Origin of the sequence: Streptomyces sp. NPDC005648, from assembly GCF_040605395.1 — a bacterium.
Classification (GTDB): domain Bacteria; phylum Actinomycetota; class Actinomycetes; order Streptomycetales; family Streptomycetaceae; genus Streptomyces.
In genome coordinates this window covers 20,278-44,463 of sequence record NZ_JBEXCS010000029.1, presented here as the reverse complement: position 1 = coordinate 44,463, position 24,186 = coordinate 20,278, and the positions used below count along the sequence as shown (strand labels likewise).

The window sequence follows — 24,186 nt, the reverse complement described above, 5'->3', positions numbered from 1 at the left end:
TGCCTGATCCGACTCGGGGGTCGTCTGTTTGGTTGGTCAACTTCCCCGTACGCGCGGGAAGTTCACTCGCGGGACACCTGTCCGCCGGGCGCAGTGCGGGGTCCGGTCAGGTGAGGGCGCGGCGAGGGGCGGCTGGACGGGGTGGCGGTGAGCAGCGGCCTGGGGAGCGCCGCCGACCCACGCGCGCGCGTGCGGGAGCGCACCGGACTCAGCCCGTCGGCCTACCGGCGGCGTTTCGGACCGGTCGCCGGGGAAGCGGTGTCGGTATGAGATTCCTCGTATGCGACCGGCTCCTCGGCATCGGTGACGACTACTGGATCGAGGACGAGCACGGCTCCAAGGTGTTCCTCGTCGACGGCAAGGCGATGCGCCTGCGGGACACCTTCGAGCTCAAGGACACGCAGGGGCGGGTCCTGATCGACATCCACCAGAAGATGTTCGCCCTGCGCGACACCATGGTGATCGAGCGGGACGGGAACAGCCTGGCCACCATCAGACGCAAACGCCTGTCGCTGCTCCGCAACCACTACCGGGTGTCCCTGGTCGACGGCACCGAACTCGACGTCAGCGGCAAGATCCTCGACCGTGAGTTCGCCGTCGAGTACGACGGTGAGCTGCTGGCCGTCATCTCGCGCCGCTGGCTGCACGTCCGGGAGACGTACGGCGTCGACGTGGTCCGCGAAGACGCGGACCCGGCGCTGCTGATCGCGGTGGCCGTGTGCGTGATCCACCTGGCGGAGAAGGAGCGCGAGGACGACTAGGGCGTGGGGCTCAGGGGTGGCCGCAGTCCCAGGACGCGATCCTTGAGGGCCGGGAACTGCTCGCGTGTCGTCGCCACCTTGGCCGGGTCGAGGTCCACCGTGAGGATCTCCTCGTCCGGCCCGGCCTCCGCCAGCACCTCACCCCACGGATCCACCACGATCGAGTGACCCGCCTGTGGAACTCCCGCATGGGTCCCGGCCGTTCCACAGGCGAGCACATACGCCTGGTTCTCGACCGCCCGCGCCTGGGCCAGCAGCGTCCAGTGCGCCCGGCGGCGCTCCGGCCAGCCCGCCGGGACGACGAGGGTCTCGGCGCCGGCGTCGACGAGACCGCGGAAGAGTTCGGGGAAGCGGAGGTCGTAACAGGTCGCCAGGCCGAGGGTCGTCCGCGGCAGTCGGACCGTCACCAGCTCCTGGCCCGCGGCCATCAGCACGGCCTCGCCCTTGTCGAAGCCGAAGCGGTGGATCTTGCGGTAGGCGGCGGCCAGGTCGCCGGCGGGGGAGAAGACGAGGGAGGTGTTGTAGAGGGGGCCGTCGGGGTCCCGTTCCGGGATCGAGCCCGCGTGCAGCCACACGCCCGCGTCGCTGGCCGCCTTGGCCATCGCCTCGTACGTCGGCCCCTCCAGCGGCTCGGCCTCCTCGGCGAACCCCTCGTAGGCGAACGCACCGGTGGTCCACAGTTCGGGCAGCACCACGAGATCGGCGCCCGCCTGCTCCCTCACCAGAGCGGCGACCCGTTCCCGGCGTGATCCGACCGATTCGCCCTCTTCTACGGCGATCTGGATGAGAGAGGCGCGCACACTACCACCGTCCTGGCATTCGAGCCGTTGATACGGGCCTACGATCGTCACACGAAAGCACTGCCGGGGTGCCTCACAGCAGCGTAACTTAGCGTCTCAAGACACCCGCCGAGTGCAGCCACCTCCCGCTGGCAACGCCGCCACCACCTGCCCGTGTACCGACCGCCGAGGGGTCCCGTTCCGTGAGTCTGCATCCCACCCTCCAGCCCTACGCCGACGCCTGGACCCACTCCATCGAAGCGATAACCGAGCTGGTGGGGCCGCTTGTGGAGGGAGAGTGGAATCGGCGGACGCCGTGCCCGGGCTGGTCGGTCCGGGACGTGGTCTCCCATGTCATCGGTCTGGACTGCGAGATGCTCGGCGACCCACGGCCCATCCACACCCTCCCCCGCGACCTCTTCCACGTCACCAACGACCATCAGCGCTACATGGAGATGCAGGTCGACGTCCGCCGCCACCACACGGCACCGGAGATGACCTCCGAACTCGAGTACGTGATCATCCGTCGCAACCGCCAGCTGCGCAACGAGTCGCGCGACCCGGGCACCAAGGTGCGCGGCCCGCTCGGCAGCGAGCTCACGCTCGAGGAGTCCATGCGCCGGCACGCCTTCGCCGTCTGGGTGCACGAGCAGGATCTGCGCGCCGCCCTCGGCCGCCCCGGCGACCTCGACTCCCCCGGCGCGCACGTGGCCCGGGACGTGCTCCTCGCCGCGCTCCCCGAGGTGGTCGCCGACAAGGCGGACGCGCCCCGGAGTTCGGCGATCGTCTTCGATGTGCACGGCCCGATCGAGTTCCTGCGCACCATCCGCGTCGACATCCAGGGCCGCGGCACCCTGGAGACGGCCCCCGCCCTGGGGCCCGCCGCCACCCTCACCCTCGACTGGGAGACATACGTCCGCCTGGCCTGCGGCCGGGTGACACCGGAGGCGGTGGCGGACCGGGTCAAGGCGGAGGGCGACCCCAAGCTGACGTCGGCGATACTGCGGAACTTCGCGGTGACGCAGTAGCCGGGAGCCGGTGGCCGCGAGCGCCGGGCCCTGAGCCGGGGAGGCTCAGCGGTCCCCGGTGATCGTGGACGGCCGGTCCGGCCCGTTGCCGTAGGCCATGCGGCTCAGGCGGGGACGTGCACCGTCTCCACCCGGCTCGCCACCAGCCGCTCCCGCTCCCGTCGCGCCACCCGGCCCCGCAGCCGCAGGATCTGGCTGACGCCGAGGGCCTGGAGCACGAAGACCGCGGAGAAGGCGACCGAGTAGTTGTCGCCGGTCGCGTCGAGCAGGACGCCGATCAGGAACAGCGTGGTCATGGAGGCGACGAAGCCGCCCATGTTGGTGATGCCGGACGCGGTGCCCTGGCGCTCCGGCGGATTGGCCGGGCGGGCGAAGTCGAAGCCGATCATGGAGGCCGGGCCGCAGGCACCGAGGACCGCGCACAGGACGACCAGCAGCCACATCGGGGCGTGGTCGGCGGGGTAGGCGAGCGTCACCGCCCACATCAGGGCCGTCGCACCGACCGTGCCCAGCGCCAGCGGGAGGCGGGCCGTGTGGTGCCGGGCGACGATCTGGCCGTAGACCAGACCGACCAGCATGTTCGACAGGACGACCAGGGTGAGCAGTTCGCCGGCCGTGGCGCGGGACAGGCCCTGGGCCTGGACCAGGAACGGCAGGCCCCACAGAAGCAGGAAGACCATCGCCGGGAACTGGGTGGTGAAGTGCACCCACAGCCCGAGCCGGGTGCCGGGCTCGCGCCAGGAGGCGGCGATCTGGCGGCGTACGTAGGCGGCGCCCTGGTGCCGCATCGGCTCCGGTTCGTGGCCCTCGGGGTGGTCCTTGAGGAACAGCAGCATCAGGACGAGGACGACGACACCGGCGAACGCGCTGCCCGCGAAGGCGGCGGTCCAGCCGACGCCGTGCAGCAGCCGGGCGATGACCAGGGTCGAGACCAGGTTGCCCGCCATGCCGGCCAGGCCCGCGAGCTGGGCGACCATCGGTCCGCGCCGGGCCGGGAACCAGCGGGTGCCGAGCCGCAGCACGCTGATGAACGTCATCGCGTCGCCGCAGCCCAGCAGGGCGCGGGAGGCGAGGGCGGTGCCGTAGGAGGGGGAGAAGGCGAAGCCCAGCTGACCGGCCGTGAACAGTACGGCGCCGATGGTCAGCACCTTCTTGGTGCCGAGCCGGTCCACCAGCAGCCCGACCGGTATCTGCATACCGGCGTAGACCAGCAGCTGGAGGATCGAGAAGGTCGACAGGGCCGAGGCGTTCACATGGAAGCGGTCGGCCGCGTCAAGACCGGCGACACCGAGGGACGTACGGAAGATGACGGCGACGAAGTAGACCGAGACGCCGACGCCCCAGACCGCCATCGCGCGCCGGCCGCCCGGGGGATCACCCGGAAGGGTGGTGTGGGCGGAGGACGCCCTCATCGGACCTCACCCCGCGCGAGGTTCGAGAACCAGCTGACATGCCGGCCGACCACCGCGACCGCGGCCTCCGCGTCCCCCGAGCGCAGCGCGTCGAGGATCTCCTCGTGCTCGGTGAGGGTCTTGGCGATCCGGTCGGGGTGCGAGTGCAGTACGGCGACGCCCATCCGCAACTGCCGGTCGCGGAGCTGGTCGTAGAGGCGGGAGAGGATCTCGTTTCCCCCGCTGCGGACGATCTCGGCGTGGAAGCAGCGGTCGGTGACCGCGGCGCCGGCCAGGTCACCGGCGGCGGCCTGCGCCTTCTGCTTCGCCAGCAGCTCCTCCAGGCGTGCCACGAGGCCCGCGGGGGCCGGTACGGCCTTGCGTGCCGCGTGCCGTTCGACCAGCAGCCGGGTCTCGACGACGTCCGCGATCTCCTGCGCGGAGACGGGCAGGACCAGGGCGCCCTTCTTCGGGTAGAGCTTGATCAGCCCTTCGACCTCCAGCCGCAACAGCGCCTCGCGCACCGGTGTGCGCGAGACCCCGACGGCCTCGGCGAGCTCGCCCTCCGTCAGCAGGGTCCCGCCCTCGTAGCGGCGCTCCAGGACGCCCTGCTTGACGTGGGAGTAGACGCGGTCGGCGGCGGGTGGTTGCTTGGTCGGCTGCTTGGCGGTCAGGGTCCCCGGGGCGGTCATGAGAACAGCATAGATACAACAGGGACACATGAGGGCGCCCGTCCAGCATGCGGACCTCCGTGTAGCAACGGTGTCACAGAAGGCAGACCCGGCTCGGCAAGCGCACAACCATCTGTGCTAATTACGTGTCACACACGTGCGGCCCCACTTTCTTTCGCCTGCCTCCAACTCGGCCGCATCTCAGGGGCATTCGACGCAATCGGGGTATTTCAGTTGATTACCGCCATCACCGGCATCAAGGGCAGCCGCTTCCGCCGAGCCGCCGCGGTCAGCGTGACCGCGGGCGCCGTGCTCGCGACCGGCGCCCTCGCCGCCGTGCCCGCGCAGGCCGTCACGGCGCCCTCGATCGTGGCCAAGGGCGGCTACGTGATGAACAACGCGAACGGCAAGACGCTGTACACGAAGGCAGCGGACACCAAGCGCTCCACCGGCTCCACCACCAAGATCATGACCGCCAAGGTCGTGCTCGCGCAGTCGAACCTGAATCTGGACAAGAAGGTCACGATCCAGAAGGCGTACAGCGACTACATCGTCTCCAAGGGCGCGTCGTCCGCCCACCTCATCGTCGGTGACAAGGTCACCGTCCGTCAGCTGCTCTACGGGCTGATGCTGCCGTCCGGCTGCGACGCCGCGTACGCCCTCGCCGACACGTACGGCACGGGCACGACGCGGGCCAAGCGCGTGGCCAACTTCATCTCCAAGATGAACACCGCCGCGAAGAACCTGGGCCTGAAGAACACGAGCTTCGACTCGTTCGACGGCATCGGCAGCGGCAAGAACTACTCGACGCCGCGCGACCTCACGAAGATCGCCAGCAGCGCGATGAAGAACGCCACGTTCCGCACGATCGTGAAGACCAAGTCGTACACCGCGAAGACCATCACCAAGACGGGCTCGACCCGCACGATGGGCACGTGGACCAACACGAACACGCTGCTCAGCAGCTACAGCGGCACCATCGGCGTGAAGACCGGCTCGGGCAACGAGGCCGGCTACTGCCTCGTCTTCGCCGCCACCCGCAACGGCAAGACGGTCTACGGCACGGTCCTGTCCTCCACCAGCACCACCCAGCGCGCGACGGACGCGACCAAGCTGCTGAACTACGGCTTCGCGACGATCGGCTGACACCGGCAGCGCCCGACAGCGGTACGGGCCTGAAGAGGCGCGGAGCGGACACCACGCTCCGCGCCTTTCTCATGCACACCGCCCCCGGTCATCCGGCCCTGCCCTCTACAGTCACGGGGTGACCGAGCCCACGTATCTCACCGCGGTCCGCGAGTCGTACGACACCGTCGCCGACGCCTATGTGGAACGGGTCCCCAGACCCACGGCGCTGGACCCGCTGTCCCGCGCCCTGTTGGCGATGTTCGCGGAGACCGTACGGGACGCCGGGCTCGGCCCGGTGGCGGACATCGGCTGCGGTCCCGGCTTCGTGACGGCCCACCTGGCGGCTCTCGGCGTTCCCGCCTTCGGCATCGACCTGTCACCGAGAATGCTCGAACTGACCCGCCGGTCCCACCCCGAACTGACCTTCCGCGAGGGCTCGATGACCGCCCTGGACATCGAGGCCGGGTCACTGGGCGGCATCCTGGCCTACTTCTCCACCCACCACACGCCCCCGGACCACCTCCCGCTCGTCCACGCCGAGTTCGCGCGCACCCTCGCCCCCGGCGCCCACCTGCTCCTGTCCGGCCATGTGGGCCCCGAGGCCCGGCTCCGGCCGACACACGCCTACGGCGGCCACCCGGTGTCGTACGAGACCCATCTGCTGCCCCTGGAACGCCTCGTGGAGCTGCTGGAGGAGGCCGGTCTGGAGGTGACGGCCCGGGTGGCGCAGGAGGCACCGGAAGCAGGCGGGGGGCGGGCATTCGGAACGGTGCTGGCCCGGCGGCGGCCTGCTACACGGGCGCACGCGCGTACACCGGCCGACAGCGCTCTTCGGGGGAATCCCGGATCTCTTCCCTCGTGATCGTGAACTTCCTTGCGTGGGTTGGCATATTCGATTTCCTCCGCCCTAGCGTCCGCAGCGGAGGTGGTTCACATGATCGAACCCAGCAAGCACCAGCCTCATCCCGGGGCGCAGAAGGACGCGATCGACGCCAGCGACTTCGTGTACGCGGCTACGGGAGCGCGTGTACGGCGGCTGACGATGCCGGACGGAGCTCACTGGTTCCCGGCAGTGGATGTATGCAAAGAGTTGGGGCACACCAACTCTCGGCAGGCTCTGGCCGACCATGTCCCGGACGAGCATCGAGAGATTCTCGAGACCGTAACTGGAGCTTACGGTCTCGGCATTCCCGCAGGTAGGGAGTGGCGCCGAGACTTGAATCTGATCTCTTTGCAGGGTCTGATCCTTCTGGTCAACGCCTGCACCAAACCCTCGTGCCTCCCCTTCAAGGAATGGGTCGCAGAAGTGATCGCGACCGTCCAGCGAGAGGGCTCCTACACGCTCCAAGAGGCCGAGGTACAGCCCGCCGACCCCGGCGCCCCGATCGCCTACGCCATGCCCGAGCAGATTGCGGAGGCCATCGTCCGGCTCGAAGAGCGCAATATCCAGGCCGACGAGCGGTTCGCCACCACCCAGGAGAGGATCCTGGCTCTGCAGGAGCAGACGGTGGCTCTGCAGGAACAGACGGTGGCCTTGCAGGGGCAGATGCTGGAGCTGCAACGTGCCACCCTCGCCGCCCAGCAGATGATGGCCCAGGCCATGGAACGCATCGCCGACCGGCTGGACGTCCTGGCCCTCGAACGCCCGGCGCCCATGGCCGAGTTCCCCGCCCGCCCCACCACGGAGACCGTCCTGGCCGACTGGCGACGGCGGTTGGCCGTGACAGCGGATGTGTGGACGGTCGCCGTGGTCATCGCGCCCGTTCTCGTGGAGGAGGGCGAGCTGCGGCAGCCGCTGGAGTCGATCGCCGCTCGGACCGGACTCTCCGTGCACCGGGTCAATGAGTGTCTGCGGCTACTGCGCAAGCACGCCTGCATCCGCTCGCAGGGGGCCACGGAGGACGGGGCTCCGGTGTACGTGCTCAACCAGGGCTGATCAGGCGCCCGAACAACAGAAGGGGCGGCCGCAAGACTAATTTGCGGCCGTCCCTTCAGCTTGCAACCTATCGTGCCCGGACCCTCACGCCCAGCTGATCAGCCTCTTCGGCTGTTCCAGGATCGCCGCCACGTCCGCCAGGACCCTGGAGCCCAGTTCTCCGTCCACCAGGCGGTGGTCGAAGGAGAGGGCCAGGGTCGTGACCTGGCGCGGCTTCACCTTGCCCTTGTGGACCCACGGCTGGAGCTTGATCGCGCCGACCGCGAGGATCGCGGACTCGCCGGGGTTCAGGATGGGTGTGCCGGTGTCGACGCCGAAGACACCGACGTTGGTGATGGTGACGGTCCCGCCCTGCATGGCGGCGGGCGAGGTCTTGCCCTCACGCGCCGTCGACACCAACTCGCCCAGGGATTCGGCCAGTTGTGGCAGCGTCTTGGCGTGCGCGTCCTTGATGTTCGGGACGATCAGACCCCGCGGGGTGGCCGCGGCGATGCCCAGGTTGACGTAGTGCTTGAGCACGATCTCCTGGGCGGCCTCGTCCCAGGACGCGTTGACGTCCGGGTTGCGGCGGATGGCGACCAGCAGCGCCTTGGCGATCAGGAGCAGCGGGTTGACCCGCAGGCCGGCGAACTCCTTGTCCTGCTTGAGCTCCTCGACCAGCTTCAGCGTGCGGGTCACGTCCACCGTCACGAACTCGGTGACATGCGGCGCCGTGAACGCCGAGCCGATCATCGCCGCGGCCGTCGCCTTGCGGACCCCCTTGATGGGGATACGGGTCTCGCGGGCCGTGTCGTAGGAGGAGGGGACGGGCGCCGGAGGCGTGGAGACGGCCGGGGCCGTCGTGACCGGCTCCGGTGCGGCCTCGGGTGCCGGTGCGACCGCCGCGTGGACGTCCTCGCGGGTGATGATGCCGTCCGGGCCGGACGGGGTGATCGTCGCGAGGTCGACGCCGAGGTCCTTCGCCAGCTTGCGCACGGGCGGCTTGGCCAGCGGGCGCTCCTTCGGCGCCTCGACGGGCTCGGCCACCGGGCCGTGGCCGTTCAGCTCGGTCTGGATCGCGGTCGAGGCCTGGGCGACCGCGATCTCGGGGCCCTTGCGGGGGCGGCGCTTGGTGGAGGAGGCGGCGACGCCGTAGCCGACGAGTACCGGCTGGCGGCCGGAGCCCGCGGGCTTCTTCTCCTCGGCGGCGGGCGGCGCGGGAGCCTCGGCCGGGGCCTGGGCGGGAACCGCCGTGCCGCCCGAGACGTCCACCGCGATGATCGGCGTGCCGACGTCCACCGTGGTGCCCTCGGGGAAGTGCAGGTCGCGGACCACGCCGTCGTAGGGGATGGGCAGTTCGACGGCGGCCTTGGCCGTCTCGACCTCGCACACCACCTGGCCGTCGGTGACCGTGTCTCCGGGCTGGACGTACCACTTGAGGATCTCGGCCTCGGTGAGCCCCTCGCCCACGTCCGGCATCTTGAACTCGCGTACGGACGCTTCCGTCATCGTCGTCACGAACCCTCTCCTCAGTACGCCAGGGCGCGGTCGACGGCGTCGAGCACCCTGTCCAGGCCCGGCAGGTACTCCTCCTCCAGGCGGGCCGGCGGGTACGGGGCGTGGTAGCCGCCGACCCTGAGGACCGGTGCCTCCAGGTGGTAGAAGCAGCGCTCGGTGATCCGGGCGGCGATCTCCGCGCCGGAGCCGAAGAACACCGGTGCCTCGTGGACCACCACGAGCCGGCGGGTCTTCTCCACCGAGGCCTGGATCGAGTCGAAGTCCAGCGGGGAGACCGAGCGCAGGTCGAGGACCTCCAGCGACTTGCCTTCCTCGGCCGCCGCGTCGGCGACCTCGCGGCAGAGCTTCACCATCGGGCCGTAGGCGACCAGCGTCAGATCGGTGCCCTCGCGGACCACCTGGGCCTTGTGCAGCGGGCCCGGGATCGCCTCCGGGTTGACCTCGGCCTTGTCCCAGTAGCGCCGCTTGGGCTCGAAGAAGATCACCGGGTCGTCGGACTGGATGGCCTGCTGCATCATCCAGTACGCGTCCGAGGCGTTGGACGGTGACACCACCTTCAGGCCCGCCACATGCGCGAACAGCGACTCCGGGGACTCGGAGTGGTGCTCGACCGCGCCGATGCCGCCGCCGTAGGGGATGCGCACGACGACCGGGAGCTTGACCTTGCCCAGGGAGCGCGCGTGCATCTTCGCGAGCTGGGTGACGATCTGGTCGTAGGCCGGGAAGACGAAGCCGTCGAACTGGATCTCCACGACCGGGCGGTAGCCGCGCAGGGCCAGGCCGATCGCCGTGCCGACGATGCCGGACTCGGCGAGCGGGGTGTCGATGACACGGCTCTCGCCGAAGTCCTTCTGCAGACCGTCCGTCACCCGGAAGACGCCGCCGAGCTTGCCGACGTCCTCACCCATGACGAGGACCTTGGGGTCGGAGTCCAGGGCGCGGCGCAGCGACTCGTTGATCGCCTTGGCGAGAGCCATGCTGGTGGATGTCGCAGCCTTCGAGGTCACACCCTCGGCCATCTCAGTTGCCCCCTTCATCCGCGAACGACGCCTGGTAGGCGGCGAACTCGGCTCGCTCCTCGTCGACGAGCGCGTGCCCGTCCGCGTACGCGTTCTCGAAGATGGCGAAGTGGTCCGGGTCCGGCATGGCGCGGACCGCGTCGCGCACTCGTTTGCCCAACGCCTCGGACTCGGCCTCGAGTTCCGCGAAAAATCCCTCGTCCGCGTGGTTTGAGGCCTCCAGGTACCGGCGAAGGCGCAGGATCGGGTCCTTCGCCTCCCAGGCCAGACGCTCCTCGTCGCCGCGGTAGCGGGACGGGTCGTCGGAGGTGGTGTGGGCGCCCATGCGGTAGGTGTACGCCTCCACCAGCGTGGGTCCCTCGCCGCTGCGGGCGCGCTCCAGCGCCCACTTGGTGACGGCCAGGCAGGCCAGCACGTCGTTGCCGTCGACCCGGACGCCGGGGAAGCCGTAGCCCTGTGCGCGCTGGTAGAGCGGGACGCGGGTCTGCTTCTCGGTCGGCTCGGAGATCGCCCACTGGTTGTTCTGGCAGAAGAACACGACCGGGGCGTTGTAGACCGCGGAGAAGGTGAAGGACTCCGCGACGTCGCCCTGGCTGCTCGCCCCGTCGCCGAAGTAGGCGATCACGGCGCTGTCGGCGCCGTCCTTGGCGACGCCCATGGCGTAGCCGGTGGCGTGCAGGGTCTGGGAGCCGATGACGATCGTGTAGAGCTGGAAGTTGTTGCTGTTGGGGTCCCAGCCGCCGTTGTTCACGCCGCGGAACATGCCCAGCAGGTTGGTCGGGTCGACCCCGCGGCACCAGGCGACACCGTGCTCACGGTAGGTCGGGAAGACGTAGTCGTCCTCGCGGGTGGCCCGGCCGGAGCCGATCTGGGCGGCCTCCTGGCCGAGCAGCGAGGCCCACAGGCCCAGCTCGCCCTGGCGCTGCAGGGAGGTGGCCTCGGCGTCGAAGCGTCGGGTGAGCACCATGTCGCGGTAGAGGCCGCGAAGCTCTTCGGGGGTGATCTCCGCGACGTACTTGTCGTACTCGGCGTCCTTGACGCGCTTGCCCTCTGGCGTCAGCAGCTGAACGAGTTCGGGCTTGGTGCTCGGGGACTTCCTGGTCCCGGCGCTGCGTCGCGGCTTGCGCGCGGCAGTGCTCTCCACGGTCACGTGTGCTCCTACGTCGGTCCGGCCCCCGGGGTTGCCGGGTACCAGTACGGCTCACCTGTTCCGACACCCGTGCACGGGGTGGGTGCCACTCGGCCGGAACAGGCGTGACAAGGTGCCCCGGCGAGCGCCCTGCACAAGGCACGTTACCCAGTGCTCCACATCTCTGTGAAACCCCTCCTGACCTGGGATTTTGCTTGGATTTCCAAGTAAATCCCGAGAGCCCGGAACTTGTCCTGGTCACAGCCTTGCAGGGGGCCGGAACAACGGCACGTTATATCGGTGACCGAGGTCACGGGAAGGGTTTCCGTGTCGGACTTGCGCGGACACGGCACGGAAAAATCCCGATGGTGGCCCTGAACGCCGCTTCGAGCACATGGTGTGACCGAATGCGACTGCCTGTGACAACGCCCAGCTCACAGGCCCGGCTCGGTGCCCTAGCATCTGGCGCGTGCCGCGCTCCCATGTACCACCCCACGTGCCTCACGCGCCCCCGCTGGGCGCCCTGCTGCGCCAGTACGGCGCCGGTTCCGCGCTCGGCTGCGAGCCGGTCGAGCAGGGCCTGCTGAACCGCGGCTACCGCCTGTGCACGACCCGCGGCCGCTACTTCCTCAAGCACCACTTCGACCCCGAGACGGCCGACCCGGACGCCATCGCCCGCCAGCACCGGGCCACCCGCCGCCTCGCCGACCTGGGGGTTCCCGTGGCACCCCCGCTGCCCGCCCGGGACGGCCGCACGGTCGCCGTCGTCGGCGGCCACGCCTACGCCCTGCACCCCTGGGTCGACGGCCGCCACCGCCACGGCGGCCAGCTCAGCGCCGGCCAGTGCGAGCGGCTGGGAGCGCTCCTGGGCGTCGTACACGCGAGCCTGGAACATGTGATGCCGGGGCGGGGCGGAGCGGGGTCCCGGCCGGGCGGGGTGTCCCGTGCGAGGGGGGCGCCCGCACGCGTGCGCACCGAGCCGCCCGGTGCCGCCGACACCCCCGATCCCGCCGACACCTTCACGCTCATCGACGACCTGCTCGGCCATGTCCGCCGGCACCGGCCCGCCGACTGCTTCGACGAACTGGCCCGGCACCGGCTGCTGGAGCGGCGCGCCCTGCTGGAACGGCATGCCGACCGACGGCCGCCGCACGGGGGCTCCGTGGGCTGGGTGCACGGGGACTTCCACCCGTTCAACCTGCTCTACCAGGGCGACGCGCCCGCGGCGATCGTCGACTGGGACCGGCTCGGTCTGCGCCCGCGCGCGGAGGAAGCCGTACGCGCCGCCGCGATCTTCTTCGTACGGCCCGTCGGGGAGCTGGACCTGCCGAAGACGCGGGCGTACGCGCGCGCGTACCGGCGCGCGGCCGGGGCCACGCCCTCCCAGCTGGAGGCGGCCGTGCACCGCGTGTGGTGGGAGCGGCTCAACGACTTCTGGATGCTGCGCTGGCACTACGAACGCGGCGACACCCGCGCCGACTGCCAGTTCCCGGCGGCCTCGGCGCTCGCCGTGTGGTGGACACGCGAGTACGAAGCGGTGTGCGAGGCGTTCGCGGGGTGAGACACAAGGTGAGACACGGACGACCGGCCCGGGTCCCGGAAACGGCACGCGCGCGTGGAGGGGTGCTCAGCCCACGCGCGCGTACTCCGGAAAAGCGGTCAGCCGGTCAGCCCGTCAGCCCGCTGACGGGACCGCCGCTGCCGGTCGGGTCCGTCGGGTCTCCCGTCGGGTCCTCGCTCGTCGGCGCGGCGGTCGTCGGCGCGCTCGTCGTCGGCTCCTTGGTCGGCTCCTTGGTCGGCTGGTTGGTCACGGTCGGGGACTGGGTGTACGACGGCGTCGAGGACGGCGTGTAGTTCCCGGAGCCCGAGCCGGTGGAGTCGTCCGTGGAGGTGTCCGTCGGCTGGTCCGTCGACGTGTCGGTGGGCGACTCGGTGGCCGTGTCGTCCTTGGTGGTCTGGGAGGTCGTCGGCGACTGGGTGGTGCCCGGATCGCCGCCCGAACCGCCCTTGTTCTGCAGGGCCAGCGCGACACCCGCGGCGATGGCGACCACCGCGAGGACGGCCAGGATCCACAGCTTGCCGCGGCCGCTGCCCCGGTTGCCGTGGCCCTCGAAGCCGCCGTCGTCCCCGCCGCCGTAGCCCTGGGGCAGGATCTGCTGCGGGATCTGCGTGGTGCCCGAGGCGGGGTCGGCCGGGTGGGGCATCACGGTCGTGCCGGCGAAGCCCCCGGCCGGAGTGGAGCGGCCGTCGTGCATGTCGACCGGGCCGGTGTTCCAGGTGCCGGTGTGCCCGCCCTGGTCGTAGAGCATCTGCAGGCCGTACTGGACCAGGCCGCGCATCTCCTCGGCGGTCTGGAAGCGGTCGTCCGGCTCCTTGGCGAGGGAGCGCATGACCAGGCCGTCGAGCTCCGGCGGGGCCTCGCCGTGCGAGATCTGCGACGGCGGGACCGGGGTGTCCTGGACGTGCTGGTAGACCACCGACAGCGGGGTCTCGCCGACGAACGGGGGCCTGAGGGCGAGGAGTTCGTAGAGGAGGCAGCCCGTCGCGTACAGGTCGGAGCGGTGGTCGACGGCCTTGCCGAGGGCCTGCTCCGGGGAGAGGTACTGCGGGGTACCCATGACCATGCCGGTCTGCGTCATCGTCGACTGCGCGCCGTGCAGGGCACGCGCGATGCCGAAGTCCATCACCTTCACCGCGCCGGTGTGCGTGATGATGACGTTCGCCGGCTTGATGTCGCGGTGCACGATGCCGTGCTGGTGCGAGTAGGCGAGCGCCTCCAGGACCCCGGAGACGATGATCAGGGCCTGCTCGGGGCCCGGCGCCTCGGCGTTGATCAGGAGGTCGCGGATGGTCCGCCCCTCGACGATCTCCATGACGATGTACGGGACGCTCTGGGCGCCCCCCGCGCCGTAGCCGCCCGGCACCGTGTCCTCGCCGGAGTCGTACACGGCGACGATCGCGTGGTGGTTGAGGCCGGCCACCGACTGGGCCTCGCGCGTGAAGCGTGCCTTGGAGACAGGGTCCTCGGCGAGGTCGGCGCGCAGCAGTTTGACGGCGACGGTGCGCCCGAGGCGCACGTCCTCCGCGGCGAACACCTCCGCCATGCCGCCCCGGCCGAGTCTGTGGGTCAGCCGATATCGGCCGTCGCCGACCAGCCCGCCGTTACCCCACAGCTCCGGCGCGTCTGACATACCGCCGCCAGTCGCCTCGGGGTCGGACGGGCCCTGAGCGCGCTGCTGCTGTGCCATCGGTCCTCGCCGTCGTTTCTGCCCGCGGTGCGCGCGGTGTTGTCACGGTCTCCGTCGGCCACGCTACAGCCTCAACGCATGCCGCCGGTCCGAGAAGGGGGCCGGAACCGGCATGAGACGGACCGGCCATCAAACCGTCACCCGATGCCATCGTGCAAATTCTGTGTACCGCCCGTACAGCCTCTGTAACGCTCGCGCGACGCTTCTTTCGCGTACGGTCACGGAACGGGCACCGCGCTTGACGTGTCAGTGGCCTCGGGCAGACTTGGCCGGGAATGAGCCATTCGATCAACAACACGGCCGGCGCCGGAAGGCCGATGGGGGACGCGGACAGATGAGCCAGGACGGCGCGCAGGGCCAGTACGCCGGGCAGTCGCTCGCCGGCGGCCGCTATCAACTGCGCGACTTGCTCGGCCAGGGCGGCATGGCCTCCGTGCATCTCGCCTACGACTCGGTGCTGGACCGGCAGGTCGCGATCAAGACCCTGCACACCGAGCTCGGCCGGGAGCCGGCCTTCCGCGAGCGCTTCCGCCGCGAGGCGCAGGCCGTGGCCAAGCTCACGCACACCAATATCGTCTCGGTCTTCGACACCGGCGAGGACACCGTCGGCGCGGCGACGACGCCGTACATCGTCATGGAGTACGTCGAGGGCCGCCCGCTCGGCTCCGTGCTCGACTCGGACGTACGGCAGTTCGGCGCGATGCCCGCCGACAAGGCGCTGAAGGTCACCGCGGACGTGCTGGCCGCGCTGGAGATCAGCCATGAGATGGGGCTGGTCCACCGGGACATCAAGCCGGGCAACGTGATGGTGACCAAGCGCGACGTGGTCAAGGTGATGGACTTCGGCATCGCCCGCGCCATGCAGTCGGGTGTCACGTCCATGACGCAGACCGGCATGGTCGTCGGCACCCCGCAGTACCTCTCGCCCGAGCAGGCCCTCGGCCGTGGTGTGGACGCCCGCTCCGACCTTTACTCGGTCGGCGTCATGCTGTTCCAACTGGTCACCGGGCGGCTGCCGTTCGACGCGGACTCGCCGCTCGCGATCGCCTACGCGCATGTGCAGGAGGAGCCGGTCGCGCCCTCCTCGATCAACCGCTCGCTGCCGCCCGGGGTGGACGCGCTGGTCGCCCGCGCGCTGAAGAAGAACCCGAACGAGCGCTTCCCGAACGCGGTGGCCATGCGCGACGAGTGTCTGCGTGTGGCCGCCTCCTTCCAGGCCGCCCCGCCCAGCATCGTGCCGAGCGCACCCGCGCAGAGCGGCGCGGGCGTCGGCGCGGCGGTGTTCCCGCCGGTCAGCCCCGCGACCCCGCCGCCGGCCCCGGTCCACCAGCCGTACCAGCCCGTCCCGACCCCGAACCCGTACGGCACTCCGGCCCCCGGCCCCGCTCCCTCCGCCTCCTACGGCTACCCGCAGCAGGGCGGCTACCAGACCCCGCCGCCCTTCCCCCAGCAGGCGCAGACCCCGCCGCCGTACAACATGGTCCCGCAGCCGGTGACGGCCGTGCCCTCGGGCGGCGACAAGAGCAACAAGCCGGTGATCGTGATCTCCGTCATCGTCGGCATCATCGCCGTCACGGCCCTGCTGGCGGCCCTGCTCTTCAACAGCGGCAACAGCAACAGCCGGGGCAGCAGCGGAAGCGGCGGCAGCAGCAGTGACGTCACGTCCGAGGCGACCACCTCCGGCACGCATGTGGCGGGCTGGCGGGGGCCCGACACGTCGAAGAAGATGGACTCGACGGAGTGCACGGAGCCGAACGAGTCGTACACCGACGAGAACAAGATCCAGGTGCCCGACTTCCGGTTCAAGTACATCGACTCGGTCAAGGACTGCGCCGATGCCGCGGGCTGGACGGTGAAGACCGAGGACTACGACGAGAACACCTACGGCCAGGGCGCGGTGATAGAGCAGAGCCCCGAGGCCGGTTCGGACGCCGCCCCGGACAACGTGGTGATCACACTCCAGGTGTCGACGGGCAACCCTTCCTGAGGGGCCGGAGCGGGCCGAGCGGACCGAGCGGACCGAGTGAAGACAGCCGAAGGGCCCGGCAGCGGAGAGGCTGCGGGGCCCTTTGCCGTGTATGCGGCTTCCCTGTATGTGTGTAAGCGTTTATGCGTTTGTGGGTGTGTGTGCCTTAGAGGTACGGACCGCCCGAACGGCCCGTGGCATGTCCGTCCTCGCCGGGCTCGTGACCGCCGACGCCGGGCGGAAGGGCTCGGCGCATCTGCTCCAGCTGCGCCCGCGCGGCCATCTGCTGCGCGAACAGCGTGGTCTGGATCCCATGGAAGAGACCCTCGAGCCAGCCGACCAACTGGGCCTGCGCGATGCGCAGTTCGGCGTCGCTCGGAGTGCCCTCGTCGGTGAAGGGCAGCGACAGGCGCTCCAGCTCCTCGACCAGCTGCGGCGACAGGCCGTCCTCGAGCTCCTTCACCGAGCTGCGGTGGATCTCCTTGAGGCGGGCGCGGCTGGCCTCGTCCAGAGGAGCGGCGCGCACCTCCTCGAGGAGCTGCTTGATCATGCTGCCGATCCGCATCACCTTCGCCGGCTGCTCGACCTGCTCCGTCACCGGAATCTCGCGGGAGTCCTCGTCGCCGCCTACGCCGCCAATCGCCATGCCGTCCTGGCCCACGACCAGGATCTGGGGATTCTCCGGCGACCGTTCGTTCCTCGGCATCTCCATGCCGCCATTCTCTCGCACCCGTGCATCTCATCACCGTGGTGCCCCCCGTGAAGGGTGATCCACCGTTTGGGGGCAGAAGATTCCGTTCGTGAAGAGCGGAAGTCCGGATGGACGGGGAGGGGGCGGGAACGGGAGCGGAGGCGGGGACGGGGACGGTGGGGAGGCTGTCACTCCGGCCGGGTGATGGTGAGGCGCAGAAGGCGGGCCTCGCAGTGGTCGAGCCAGCGGATCTCCGCCTCGGCGTGGCAGATCAGCTGTTCCAGGACCAGCAGCCGCGCGACCTCGTCCGGATGCCCCGGCGCCTCGGCCAGCGCCTGCGCCCGCCGCCGTACGTGCTCGTGCAGCGCGTCCGCCACGTGCCGGCGCTGGGCTTCGACGACCCTGCGTACGTCGACGCCGGACACCCCGACCGCCAGGGCCAGCTTGATCGCCAGTTCGTCGCGCGGTGGACTGGCCCGCTCCACGGGCCGCGCGAACCAGGCCCGCAGTTCGGCCCGGCCCGCCTCGGTGAGGGAGTACAGCACCCGTCCCGCCTCGTCCTCCCCGTCCTGCACGACCATCCCGTCCCGCTCCAGCCGGCCGAGGGTCGTGTAGACCTGCCCGATGTTCAACGGCCAGGTCCCACCGGTCCGCGCCTCGAACTCGGTACGCAGGCGTGAGCCGTAACGGGGGCCGCGTTCCAGGAGCACCAGCAGGCCGTGGCGTATCGACATAACCGGATTGTGCAGTGCTTCCGGGGCATTCGGCGGAACTCCGGGTGCCGACTCCCCGGAGCGGCGTGACGCTGGGGGCGTGACTGAATGCGTGCGCAGAGCGGGGGCCACGGGCCTGGCGGCGACGGTGTGCCTTGGGCTGGGCGCCCTCGGGCCGCTGTACGGGGCTGTCCCCTCCTACGCGGCGGCGGTGGCACACCAGGCGGGCACGGCGCATACGGAGGCCGCGACAGCCCACCGGGCCGGCACAGCACGCCAAAGTGGCCCGGCGCAGGTGCGGACCTTCGTGTACGGGGTGACCGCAGCACCGGGTTCCCCGCTCCCGCGCGCGGCCGTCGCCTCGCCCTCAGTGGTGCCACTGGTGCCACTGGTGCCAGTGAGGCCAACGGTGGCGACGCGCGGCGCCGGGTCGGCGGCGACGGCCGGTCTGAGTCCCGCGCCCGGCCCCTCCGGCTCCGCCTCCCCCGGTGCGCCCTCGCGGGCCGGGAGCGTGGCCGGGGAGGGGCGGGAGCGCCCCGGGCGGCCGGACGAACCGACGGCCACGGCGACGGACGGGGGCAGTGAACAGGCGGAGGGCGACGAGGACGCTACCTACCCGCAGGACGACGGCGGCGCGGCCGAGAGCCCGGACGCGGTCGACTCGGCCCAGGCCACGCCGGCCGCTCCGACGGACCCGGTCGGGCCTGCGGGCCAGACCGTCGCCCGAGCGGGAACCCCCGCCGAACCCGTTCTGCGGATCCTCCCCCTGGGCAGCGGCCTGGTCCTGATCGGCCTCGGCCTGGGCCTCGCCTTCATCGGACTACGACTGCGGCGAGGCTAGCCCCACCCCCTGCAGGGCGGCCCGTCGGGCCCTACGGCACGAACAGCAGCACCTTGCCCACGTGGCCGCTCTCCTCCACCACCCGGTGCGCGGCAGCCGCCTCGGGCATCGGGAACTCACGGTCGACGACCGGACGGACGTGGCCGCCTGCCAGCAGGGGCCACACATGCTCCCGTACGGCCGCCACGATCGCCGCCTTCTCGCCGAGCGGCCGGGCTCGCAGCGAGGTCGCGCTGATGGCGGCGCGCTTGCCGAGGAGCGTGGCGATGTTCAGCTCGCCCTTGATGCCGCCCTGCAAACCGATGATGGCGAGGCGCCCGTTGACGGCGAGAGTCCGGACGTTGCGGTCGAGGTACTTGGCCCCCATGTTGTCGAGGATGACGTCCGCGCCCGCACCGCCGGTGGCGCGCCCGACCTCCTCGACGAAGTCCTGCTCCTTGTAGTTGATGAGGATGTCGGCGCCAAGTTCGGCGCAGTAGTCCAGCTTCTCCTTGGTGCCCGCGGTCACGGCGACCTTCGCCCCGACGGCCTTGGCCAGCTGGATCGCCATGGTGCCGATCCCGCTGGACCCGCCGTGCACCAGCAGCGTCTCGCCGGGCCGCAGATGGGAGACCATGAAGACGTTCGACCAGACCGTGCAGGCCACCTCGGGCAGCGCGGCCGCCTGCCGCAGGTCGAGGCCCTCGGGCACGGGCAGCAGCTGCCCCCCGGGCACGGCGACCTTCTCGGCGTACCCGCCTCCCGCCAGCAGCGCGCACACCTCGTCGCCGACCGCCCACCCGGAGACCCCGGGCCCAATCTCGGCGATACGCCCGGCGCACTCGAGACCGGGATAGGCGGACGCGCCCGGCGGAGGATCGTAGAAGCCCTGCCGTTGCAGGATGTCGGCCCGGTTGACCGCGCTGGCCACCACCTCGACCAGCACCTCGCCCTCGCCGGCCACGGGATCGGGGACCTCGTCCCACACCAGGGCCTCGGGTCCACCAGGTTCGGGAATCGTGATCGCATGCATGGGCCCGACGCTACTCCTCGGTCCCCGGCCCGCCCCCGTCCGACCTGTTGGCCGGCCGCCCCGGCCCGTTCCGCCGTCAGTCCCGCCGCAGCGGCCGGACTTCGGGCGCGGTCCGCGGCCCCGGCGGCACCAGAACGATGGTGATCAGACGGTCCGTCAACTGAAGGGTGCCGACGGCCGGATCGTCGTATCCGAGCACCCGGTGCCCGCGTACGACGCTCACCACCAGGTCGTCGGTCTCCCTCGGCGGCCGGCCCACCTCGGCCTTCACCACCGGCCGTTCGATGATGTCGAGCCCGCTGCCCTGCTGGATGAGGTCCTCCATCACCAGGCCGGCGGCGGGGCTGAGCACGGACAGCCCGAGCAGCCGTCCCGCCGCGCTGGCGCTGGTGATGACGGCGTCGGCGCCGGACTGCTGGAGCAGCGGCGCGTTCTCCTCCTCGCGGACGGCGGCCACGATCTTCGCGCCGGGGTTGAGCTGGCGGGCCGTCAACGTCACCAGTACCGCGGTGTCGTCGCGCTGGGTCGCGACGATGATCTGCCGCGCCCGCTGCACCTCGGCCCGCTTCAGCACCTCACTGCGGGTGGCGTCGCCCAAGACCCCGGCGTAGCCCTCGGCGGTCGCCGCGTCGACCACCTTGGAGCTGGGGTCGACCACGACGACCTGCTCCTTCTTCAGCCCGGTCGCACAGACCGTCTGGATCGCCGAACGTCCCTTGGTCCCGAACCCGACGACGACGGTGTGATCCCGCAAGGCGGACCTCCAGCGTTTTGTTGCGAGCACCCTACCGAGGGACCCATGTCGGCCTCTCGGGCTGCTCCACCAGTTCGTGTTCTTCCGGCACCATCGTGGCGACGGTCTGGATCACCCCCACAGGGAGCACACCATGCGGAGCGACAGGGAACCACCGCTCAAGGGCGGGAAGTTCTCCATTCTTCGGTCCCTCTGGTACCGCTCGCGTGCCGAGGCACGAGACGACGCCGAAGCCGGTCGCGCGATCACCATGCCGGTGCTGAGCGCCACGCCTCCGCTGCAACAGGTCCTCAGACGCCTGGCCCTGGGCCTGCTGGTGCTCGCCGTGACCACGCTGATCGTCTACGCCGATCACGACGGCTACCGCGACAACGCCGACGGCTCCGTCGATCTCCTCGACGCGGCGTACTACGCCACCGTGACCCTCTCCACCACCGGCTACGGCGACATCACCCCGGTCGGCCACGGCGCCCGGCTCACCAACATCCTCGTCATCACGCCCCTGCGCGTCCTCTTCCTGATCATCCTGGTCGGCACCACGCTCGAAGTCCTCACCGAGCGCACCCGCCAGCAGGTCCGCATCCATCGCTGGCGATCCGGAATCCGGGACCACGTCGTCGTGGTCGGCTACGGGACCAAGGGGCGGCACGCTGTTCGGACACTGCTGGGGCAGGGCACGAGCAAGGACCGCATCGTGGTCGTCGATCCACACCGCAAGGCGGTGGACGCCGCCGGCGACGACGGACTGGTGGCGGTGCACGGGGACGCCACCCGCAGCGACACCCTGCGCAAGGCGGAGGTGCAGAGCGCGGCGCAGGTGATCATCGCGCCTCAGCGCGACGACACCGCCACCCTGGTCACGCTCACCGCCCGCCAGCTGAACAAGCAGGCATCCATCGCGGTCGCGATCCGCGAGGACGAGAACGCCCCGCTCCTGAAGCAGAGCGGGGCGACCACGGTGATCACGAGTTCCAGCTCAGCCGGGCGGCTGCTGGGTGTGTCCATGGCCAGCCCGCACGCGGCCAACACCCTGGAAGACCTCATGACCTACGGCAGCGGCTTCGATCTCATCGAACGCCCCGTGACCAAGGACGAGGTGGGCCGTTCCCCTCGCCTCAGTGCCGACCTGGTCGTGGCCGTCGTACGGGGCAATGACGTCCTGGCCTATGCCGAACCCGAGGCCCGGACCCTCAAGGCCGGAGACCGCCTGATCACCGTCCAGCGCGCCGTACCCGGCCCCTGAGACGGGATCCCCCGGATGTTTCACGTGAAACACACCTCGATCCCCGCGGAGGCCCAGGGCAGATCGAGGAGTTCGAGCTCCTGACCGGCGCGTGCTCCGCCCGGGGGGACGACGGCGAGCGCGTCGGCCGCCGCGATACCGCGCAGCATCGCCGGCCCGTTGTAGTGCAGCGCCACGGCCTGGTCGCCGCGCAGTACGACGGGGATGAGCCGGGTGTCGTACGGGTGCCCGTGCGCCTCGTCCGTCAAGGGCAGCTCGTACGGCTCCGGCGCGGGGTGGGCGGCGAGGGTGCGCAGCAGCGGCTCGGCGAGCGTGAGCAGGCCGGAGACGGCGGCGAGTGGGTTGCCGGGCAGGCCCACGAGGTGCTGGTTCTCCTGGGTGCGGGCCAGCAGCATGGGATGACCGGGGCGCACCTTGACACCGTCGACGAGGAGTTCAGCGCCGATGGCCTTCAGGGTGGGATGGACATGGTCGACGGGTCCGGAGGCGGTACCGCCGGTGGTGACGATCAGGTCGGCGGTGGATGTGGTGATCGCCCTGTGCAGTGCCTTCGCGTCGTCGCCGAGTCTGCGGACGGCGGTGACCTCGGCGCCCAGCGCGCGCAGCCACGGCGGCAGCATCGGGCCGAGCGCGTCCCGGATCAGGCCGTCGCGCGGGCGGCCCTCGGTGAGCAGCTCGTCGCCCAGGACCAGGACTTCGACGCGGGGGCGGGGGACGGCGGCGAGGGTGTCGTAGCCGGCGGCCGCGGCGAGACCCAGGACGGCCGGGGTGACGAGGGTGCCGAGGGGAAGCAGTTGGTCGCCGGAGCGGCACTCCTGTCCTCGGGGGCGGATGTCCTGGCCGTGCTGCATGTCGCGGGTGGCGTGCAGCCGGCCCTGGGCGTCGATCCGGCCGTGTTCGGTGCGCAGGACGGCGGTGGTGTCCGGTGGGATACGGGCGCCGGTGGCGATCCTGACGGCCTCGCCGTCGGTGAGCGGCCGTGGCTCGGCGTGGCCGGCCAGCACTCCCTCGTCCCGTACGTCCCAGGGGCCCGGGCCGGCGACCGCCCAGCCGTCCATCGCCGAGGTGTCGAAGGACGGCAGGTCGGTGAGGGCGGCCAGGGGTGCGGCGAGGGTGAGGCCGAGGGCGGTGTCGAGGGGCATCGAGACGGCGGCGCGGCGGCTGCCCCGGGCGGCTCGGGCGGCGATCGCGCGGGCCTCGGGCCAGGGGGTGGCGCGGTGGTGGGCGTCGGCCTTGTGGGGGGCGGCGGGGTCGCCGTGCGCGGCGGGCGGGGGTACGGAGGCGGAGTCGCCGGGCCGGTCCGCCTGGCCGCGTCCGCTGTGGTCGTTCACGAGGGCGAGCACCTCCTCGACGTCGAGGTCCTCGGCGTCCTCGCCGGTCCGGGCGGAGCGGGCGGTCATCCGGCGTCCGCGTCGGGCTTGGCCTCTTCGGCGTTCTCCCGCTCCCAGCGCAGAGCGAGGGCGACGGCCTTGCGGGCGGCCTCGGCGACGGCTTCGGGGCCGCCGCCGGCGCGTCCGGCCGCATAACCGACGAGGAAGGTGGTCAGCGGCGCCGCGGGCCTGGCCACACCGTGCGCGGCGTCGCGGGCGAGGTCGAGCAGCACCCCGGTGTCGACGTCGAGGTCGATGCCCAGTTCGTCCTTGACTGCGGAAATCCATTCATCCAACACGTGCCCATGCTCCCTGATACGTGCCCTGGCGGTGGCGATGTCGTCCCAGGTGTCGCAGTCGAAGGAGGCGACGGGGTCGGGGACGCGGGTGAGGTGGAGGGCGGCGGTGAGCCGGCGGAGGGGAAGGCCGGTGAGGGTGCCGTGTTCCACGGTGAGGGCGGCCAGCCCACGGCGCACCGCGTCCCTGCGGTACGCGGCCACGAGGGGCTGGTCACGGCCGTCGGCGTCGGTGAGCAGGACGCCGTCCGCCCCGCTCGTGCGCAGGGTCTCGCGCAGGTTCCGTACGGTCGCCGCTTCGAGGAACGGCAGGTCCGCCGAGAGGACGACGACACCCTCCGCCTCGGTGCGGCGCAGCCCGGCGTCGAGCGCTGCCAGCGGACCGCCGCCGGGCGGGTCCTCACGGGCCCACAGCACGGCCCGGGCGGTGGGGCGTTCATCGGCGACGACCACGGTCGTGCGCGCGTCGGCGCAGGCCGCGAGGACCCGGTCGAGCAGGGCCCGCCCGCCGATCCGCACCCCGGGCTTGTCGGCGCCGCCGAGCCGCCGGGCGGCGCCTCCGGCGAGGACGACGGCGTCGTAGGCCGGGTCGCTGCCGAAGGTGCCCGCGGGCTCGTACGAGGTCACCCCACGAGTATGCGGGGCCCCACGATCACAGGGGAACGGGCGGACACCGCGGACGGCGCCGCACGGAGGGCCTGCGCGGCGCGAGG

At 71.1% G+C, this 24,186-nt stretch carries 21 protein-coding genes and 2 pseudogenes; 10 read left to right on the top strand and 13 right to left on the bottom strand.

The window, feature by feature from the left end:
- Positions 1–117: 117 nt before the first annotated feature.
- Both ABZT17_RS18840 and ABZT17_RS18835 read left to right on the top strand, forming a co-directional pair.
- Positions 118–270: pseudogene (locus ABZT17_RS18840) on the top strand (AraC family transcriptional regulator); the annotation flags it as partial.
- The gene (locus ABZT17_RS18835) at positions 267–761 is read left to right on the top strand and encodes an LURP-one-related family protein (RefSeq protein WP_356350237.1); all 495 of its coding nucleotides are present in this window, start codon (positions 267–269) and stop codon (positions 759–761) included. The pseudogene ABZT17_RS18840 and the gene ABZT17_RS18835, both read left to right, overlap by 4 nt.
- On the opposite strand, the gene ABZT17_RS18830 is transcribed toward ABZT17_RS18835, so the two are convergent.
- A complete protein-coding gene (locus tag ABZT17_RS18830) occupies positions 758–1,561 on the bottom strand; it encodes a carbon-nitrogen family hydrolase (protein WP_356350235.1) in 804 nt (267 codons plus the stop codon). The genes ABZT17_RS18835 and ABZT17_RS18830 overlap by 4 nt on opposite strands.
- 182 nt (positions 1,562–1,743) lie before the next feature.
- Between ABZT17_RS18830 and ABZT17_RS18825 the strand changes: the two genes are divergently transcribed.
- Positions 1,744–2,568, top strand: a complete 825-nt coding sequence (locus ABZT17_RS18825; protein ID WP_356350232.1) for a maleylpyruvate isomerase family mycothiol-dependent enzyme — start codon at positions 1,744–1,746, stop codon at positions 2,566–2,568.
- Positions 2,569–2,672: 104 nt separating this feature from the next.
- Here the strand turns inward: ABZT17_RS18825 and ABZT17_RS18820 are convergent, their stop codons facing one another.
- On the bottom strand, positions 2,673–3,980 hold the full coding sequence (locus tag ABZT17_RS18820) for an MFS transporter (RefSeq protein WP_356350229.1): 1,308 nt from the start codon (positions 3,978–3,980) through the stop codon (positions 2,673–2,675).
- On the bottom strand, positions 3,977–4,651 hold the full coding sequence (locus ABZT17_RS18815; RefSeq protein WP_356350227.1) for a GntR family transcriptional regulator: 675 nt from the start codon (positions 4,649–4,651) through the stop codon (positions 3,977–3,979). The genes ABZT17_RS18820 and ABZT17_RS18815 overlap by 4 nt, the downstream gene beginning before the upstream one ends.
- A 213-nt stretch (positions 4,652–4,864) precedes the next feature.
- Here ABZT17_RS18815 and ABZT17_RS18810 point away from each other — a divergent pair, with 213 nt between their 5' ends.
- The 3 genes from ABZT17_RS18810 to ABZT17_RS18800 all read left to right on the top strand — a co-directional run bounded on the left by ABZT17_RS18810 (position 4,865) and on the right by ABZT17_RS18800 (position 7,694).
- Positions 4,865–5,776 carry a D-alanyl-D-alanine carboxypeptidase gene (locus ABZT17_RS18810; RefSeq protein ID WP_356350224.1) on the top strand — a complete coding sequence of 304 codons (912 nt, stop codon included), beginning with the start codon at positions 4,865–4,867 and terminating at the stop codon, positions 5,774–5,776.
- A 118-nt stretch (positions 5,777–5,894) separates the two neighbouring features.
- Complete coding sequence (locus ABZT17_RS18805) at positions 5,895–6,620, top strand: class I SAM-dependent methyltransferase (RefSeq protein ID WP_356350221.1); 726 nt, start codon at positions 5,895–5,897, stop codon at positions 6,618–6,620.
- Positions 6,621–6,692: 72 nt separating this feature from the next.
- Positions 6,693–7,694, top strand: coding sequence for a Bro-N domain-containing protein (locus ABZT17_RS18800; protein WP_356350219.1), 1,002 nt, complete (start codon positions 6,693–6,695; stop codon positions 7,692–7,694).
- A gap of 84 nt (positions 7,695–7,778) precedes the next feature.
- Here the strand turns inward: ABZT17_RS18800 and ABZT17_RS18795 are convergent, their stop codons facing one another.
- Genes ABZT17_RS18795 through pdhA form a run of 3 tightly spaced genes read right to left on the bottom strand, consistent with a single transcriptional unit; the run spans position 7,779 to position 11,360 of the window.
- Positions 7,779–9,191 carry a dihydrolipoamide acetyltransferase family protein gene (locus tag ABZT17_RS18795; protein ID WP_356350217.1) on the bottom strand — a complete coding sequence of 471 codons (1,413 nt, stop codon included), beginning with the start codon at positions 9,189–9,191 and terminating at the stop codon, positions 7,779–7,781.
- Between the two features lie 11 nt (positions 9,192–9,202).
- Positions 9,203–10,210 carry an alpha-ketoacid dehydrogenase subunit beta gene (locus tag ABZT17_RS18790; RefSeq protein WP_356350214.1) on the bottom strand — a complete coding sequence of 336 codons (1,008 nt, stop codon included), beginning with the start codon at positions 10,208–10,210 and terminating at the stop codon, positions 9,203–9,205.
- Position 10,211: 1 nt separating this feature from the next.
- Positions 10,212–11,360 carry a pyruvate dehydrogenase (acetyl-transferring) E1 component subunit alpha gene (pdhA, locus tag ABZT17_RS18785; RefSeq protein ID WP_356350212.1) on the bottom strand — a complete coding sequence of 383 codons (1,149 nt, stop codon included), beginning with the start codon at positions 11,358–11,360 and terminating at the stop codon, positions 10,212–10,214.
- Between the two features lie 475 nt (positions 11,361–11,835).
- Here pdhA and ABZT17_RS18780 point away from each other — a divergent pair, with 475 nt between their 5' ends.
- Positions 11,836–12,900, top strand: coding sequence for a phosphotransferase (locus tag ABZT17_RS18780; RefSeq protein ID WP_356350209.1), 1,065 nt, complete (start codon positions 11,836–11,838; stop codon positions 12,898–12,900).
- A gap of 106 nt (positions 12,901–13,006) precedes the next feature.
- On the opposite strand, the gene ABZT17_RS18775 is transcribed toward ABZT17_RS18780, so the two are convergent.
- A complete protein-coding gene (locus tag ABZT17_RS18775) occupies positions 13,007–14,587 on the bottom strand; it encodes a protein kinase (protein WP_356350207.1) in 1,581 nt (526 codons plus the stop codon).
- A gap of 334 nt (positions 14,588–14,921) precedes the next feature.
- Here ABZT17_RS18775 and ABZT17_RS18770 point away from each other — a divergent pair, with 334 nt between their 5' ends.
- Positions 14,922–16,574: a protein kinase gene (locus ABZT17_RS18770; protein ID WP_356350204.1), complete on the top strand. Its 1,653-nt coding sequence runs from the start codon at positions 14,922–14,924 to the stop codon at positions 16,572–16,574.
- A gap of 145 nt (positions 16,575–16,719) precedes the next feature.
- On the opposite strand, the gene ABZT17_RS18765 is transcribed toward ABZT17_RS18770, so the two are convergent.
- Both ABZT17_RS18765 and ABZT17_RS18760 read right to left on the bottom strand, forming a co-directional pair.
- A complete protein-coding gene (locus tag ABZT17_RS18765) occupies positions 16,720–17,265 on the bottom strand; it encodes a bacterial proteasome activator family protein (protein WP_356350201.1) in 546 nt (181 codons plus the stop codon).
- A gap of 167 nt (positions 17,266–17,432) precedes the next feature.
- Entirely contained in the window at positions 17,433–17,978 is a 546-nt protein-coding gene (locus ABZT17_RS18760; RefSeq protein WP_356350198.1) for a PadR family transcriptional regulator, read from the bottom strand.
- Positions 17,979–18,366: 388 nt separating this feature from the next.
- On the opposite strand from ABZT17_RS18760, the gene ABZT17_RS18755 reads away from it, so the two are divergent.
- Complete coding sequence (locus tag ABZT17_RS18755) at positions 18,367–18,798, top strand: hypothetical protein (RefSeq protein ID WP_356350195.1); 432 nt, start codon at positions 18,367–18,369, stop codon at positions 18,796–18,798.
- Positions 18,799–18,829: 31 nt separating this feature from the next.
- Here ABZT17_RS18755 and ABZT17_RS18750 read toward each other — a convergent pair whose 3' ends face one another.
- Positions 18,830–19,810, bottom strand: coding sequence for an NAD(P)H-quinone oxidoreductase (locus ABZT17_RS18750; RefSeq protein ID WP_356350193.1), 981 nt, complete (start codon positions 19,808–19,810; stop codon positions 18,830–18,832).
- Positions 19,811–19,886: 76 nt separating this feature from the next.
- A pseudogene (locus ABZT17_RS18745) lies at positions 19,887–20,579 on the bottom strand (NAD(P)-binding protein); the annotation flags it as partial.
- A 118-nt stretch (positions 20,580–20,697) separates the two neighbouring features.
- Between ABZT17_RS18745 and ABZT17_RS18740 the strand changes: the two are divergent.
- Positions 20,698–21,807: a potassium channel family protein gene (locus ABZT17_RS18740; protein WP_356350191.1), complete on the top strand. Its 1,110-nt coding sequence runs from the start codon at positions 20,698–20,700 to the stop codon at positions 21,805–21,807.
- Positions 21,808–21,827: 20 nt separating this feature from the next.
- Here the strand turns inward: ABZT17_RS18740 and ABZT17_RS18735 are convergent, their stop codons facing one another.
- Both ABZT17_RS18735 and ABZT17_RS18730 read right to left on the bottom strand, forming a co-directional pair.
- Positions 21,828–23,207 (bottom strand): molybdopterin molybdotransferase MoeA, encoded by a 1,380-nt coding sequence (locus ABZT17_RS18735; RefSeq protein WP_356350188.1) that lies wholly within the window; start codon positions 23,205–23,207, stop codon positions 21,828–21,830.
- Positions 23,204–24,100, bottom strand: coding sequence for an NTP transferase domain-containing protein (locus ABZT17_RS18730; protein ID WP_356350186.1), 897 nt, complete (start codon positions 24,098–24,100; stop codon positions 23,204–23,206). Before ABZT17_RS18730 ends, ABZT17_RS18735 begins: the two co-directional genes overlap by 4 nt.
- Positions 24,101–24,186 lie beyond the last annotated feature (86 nt).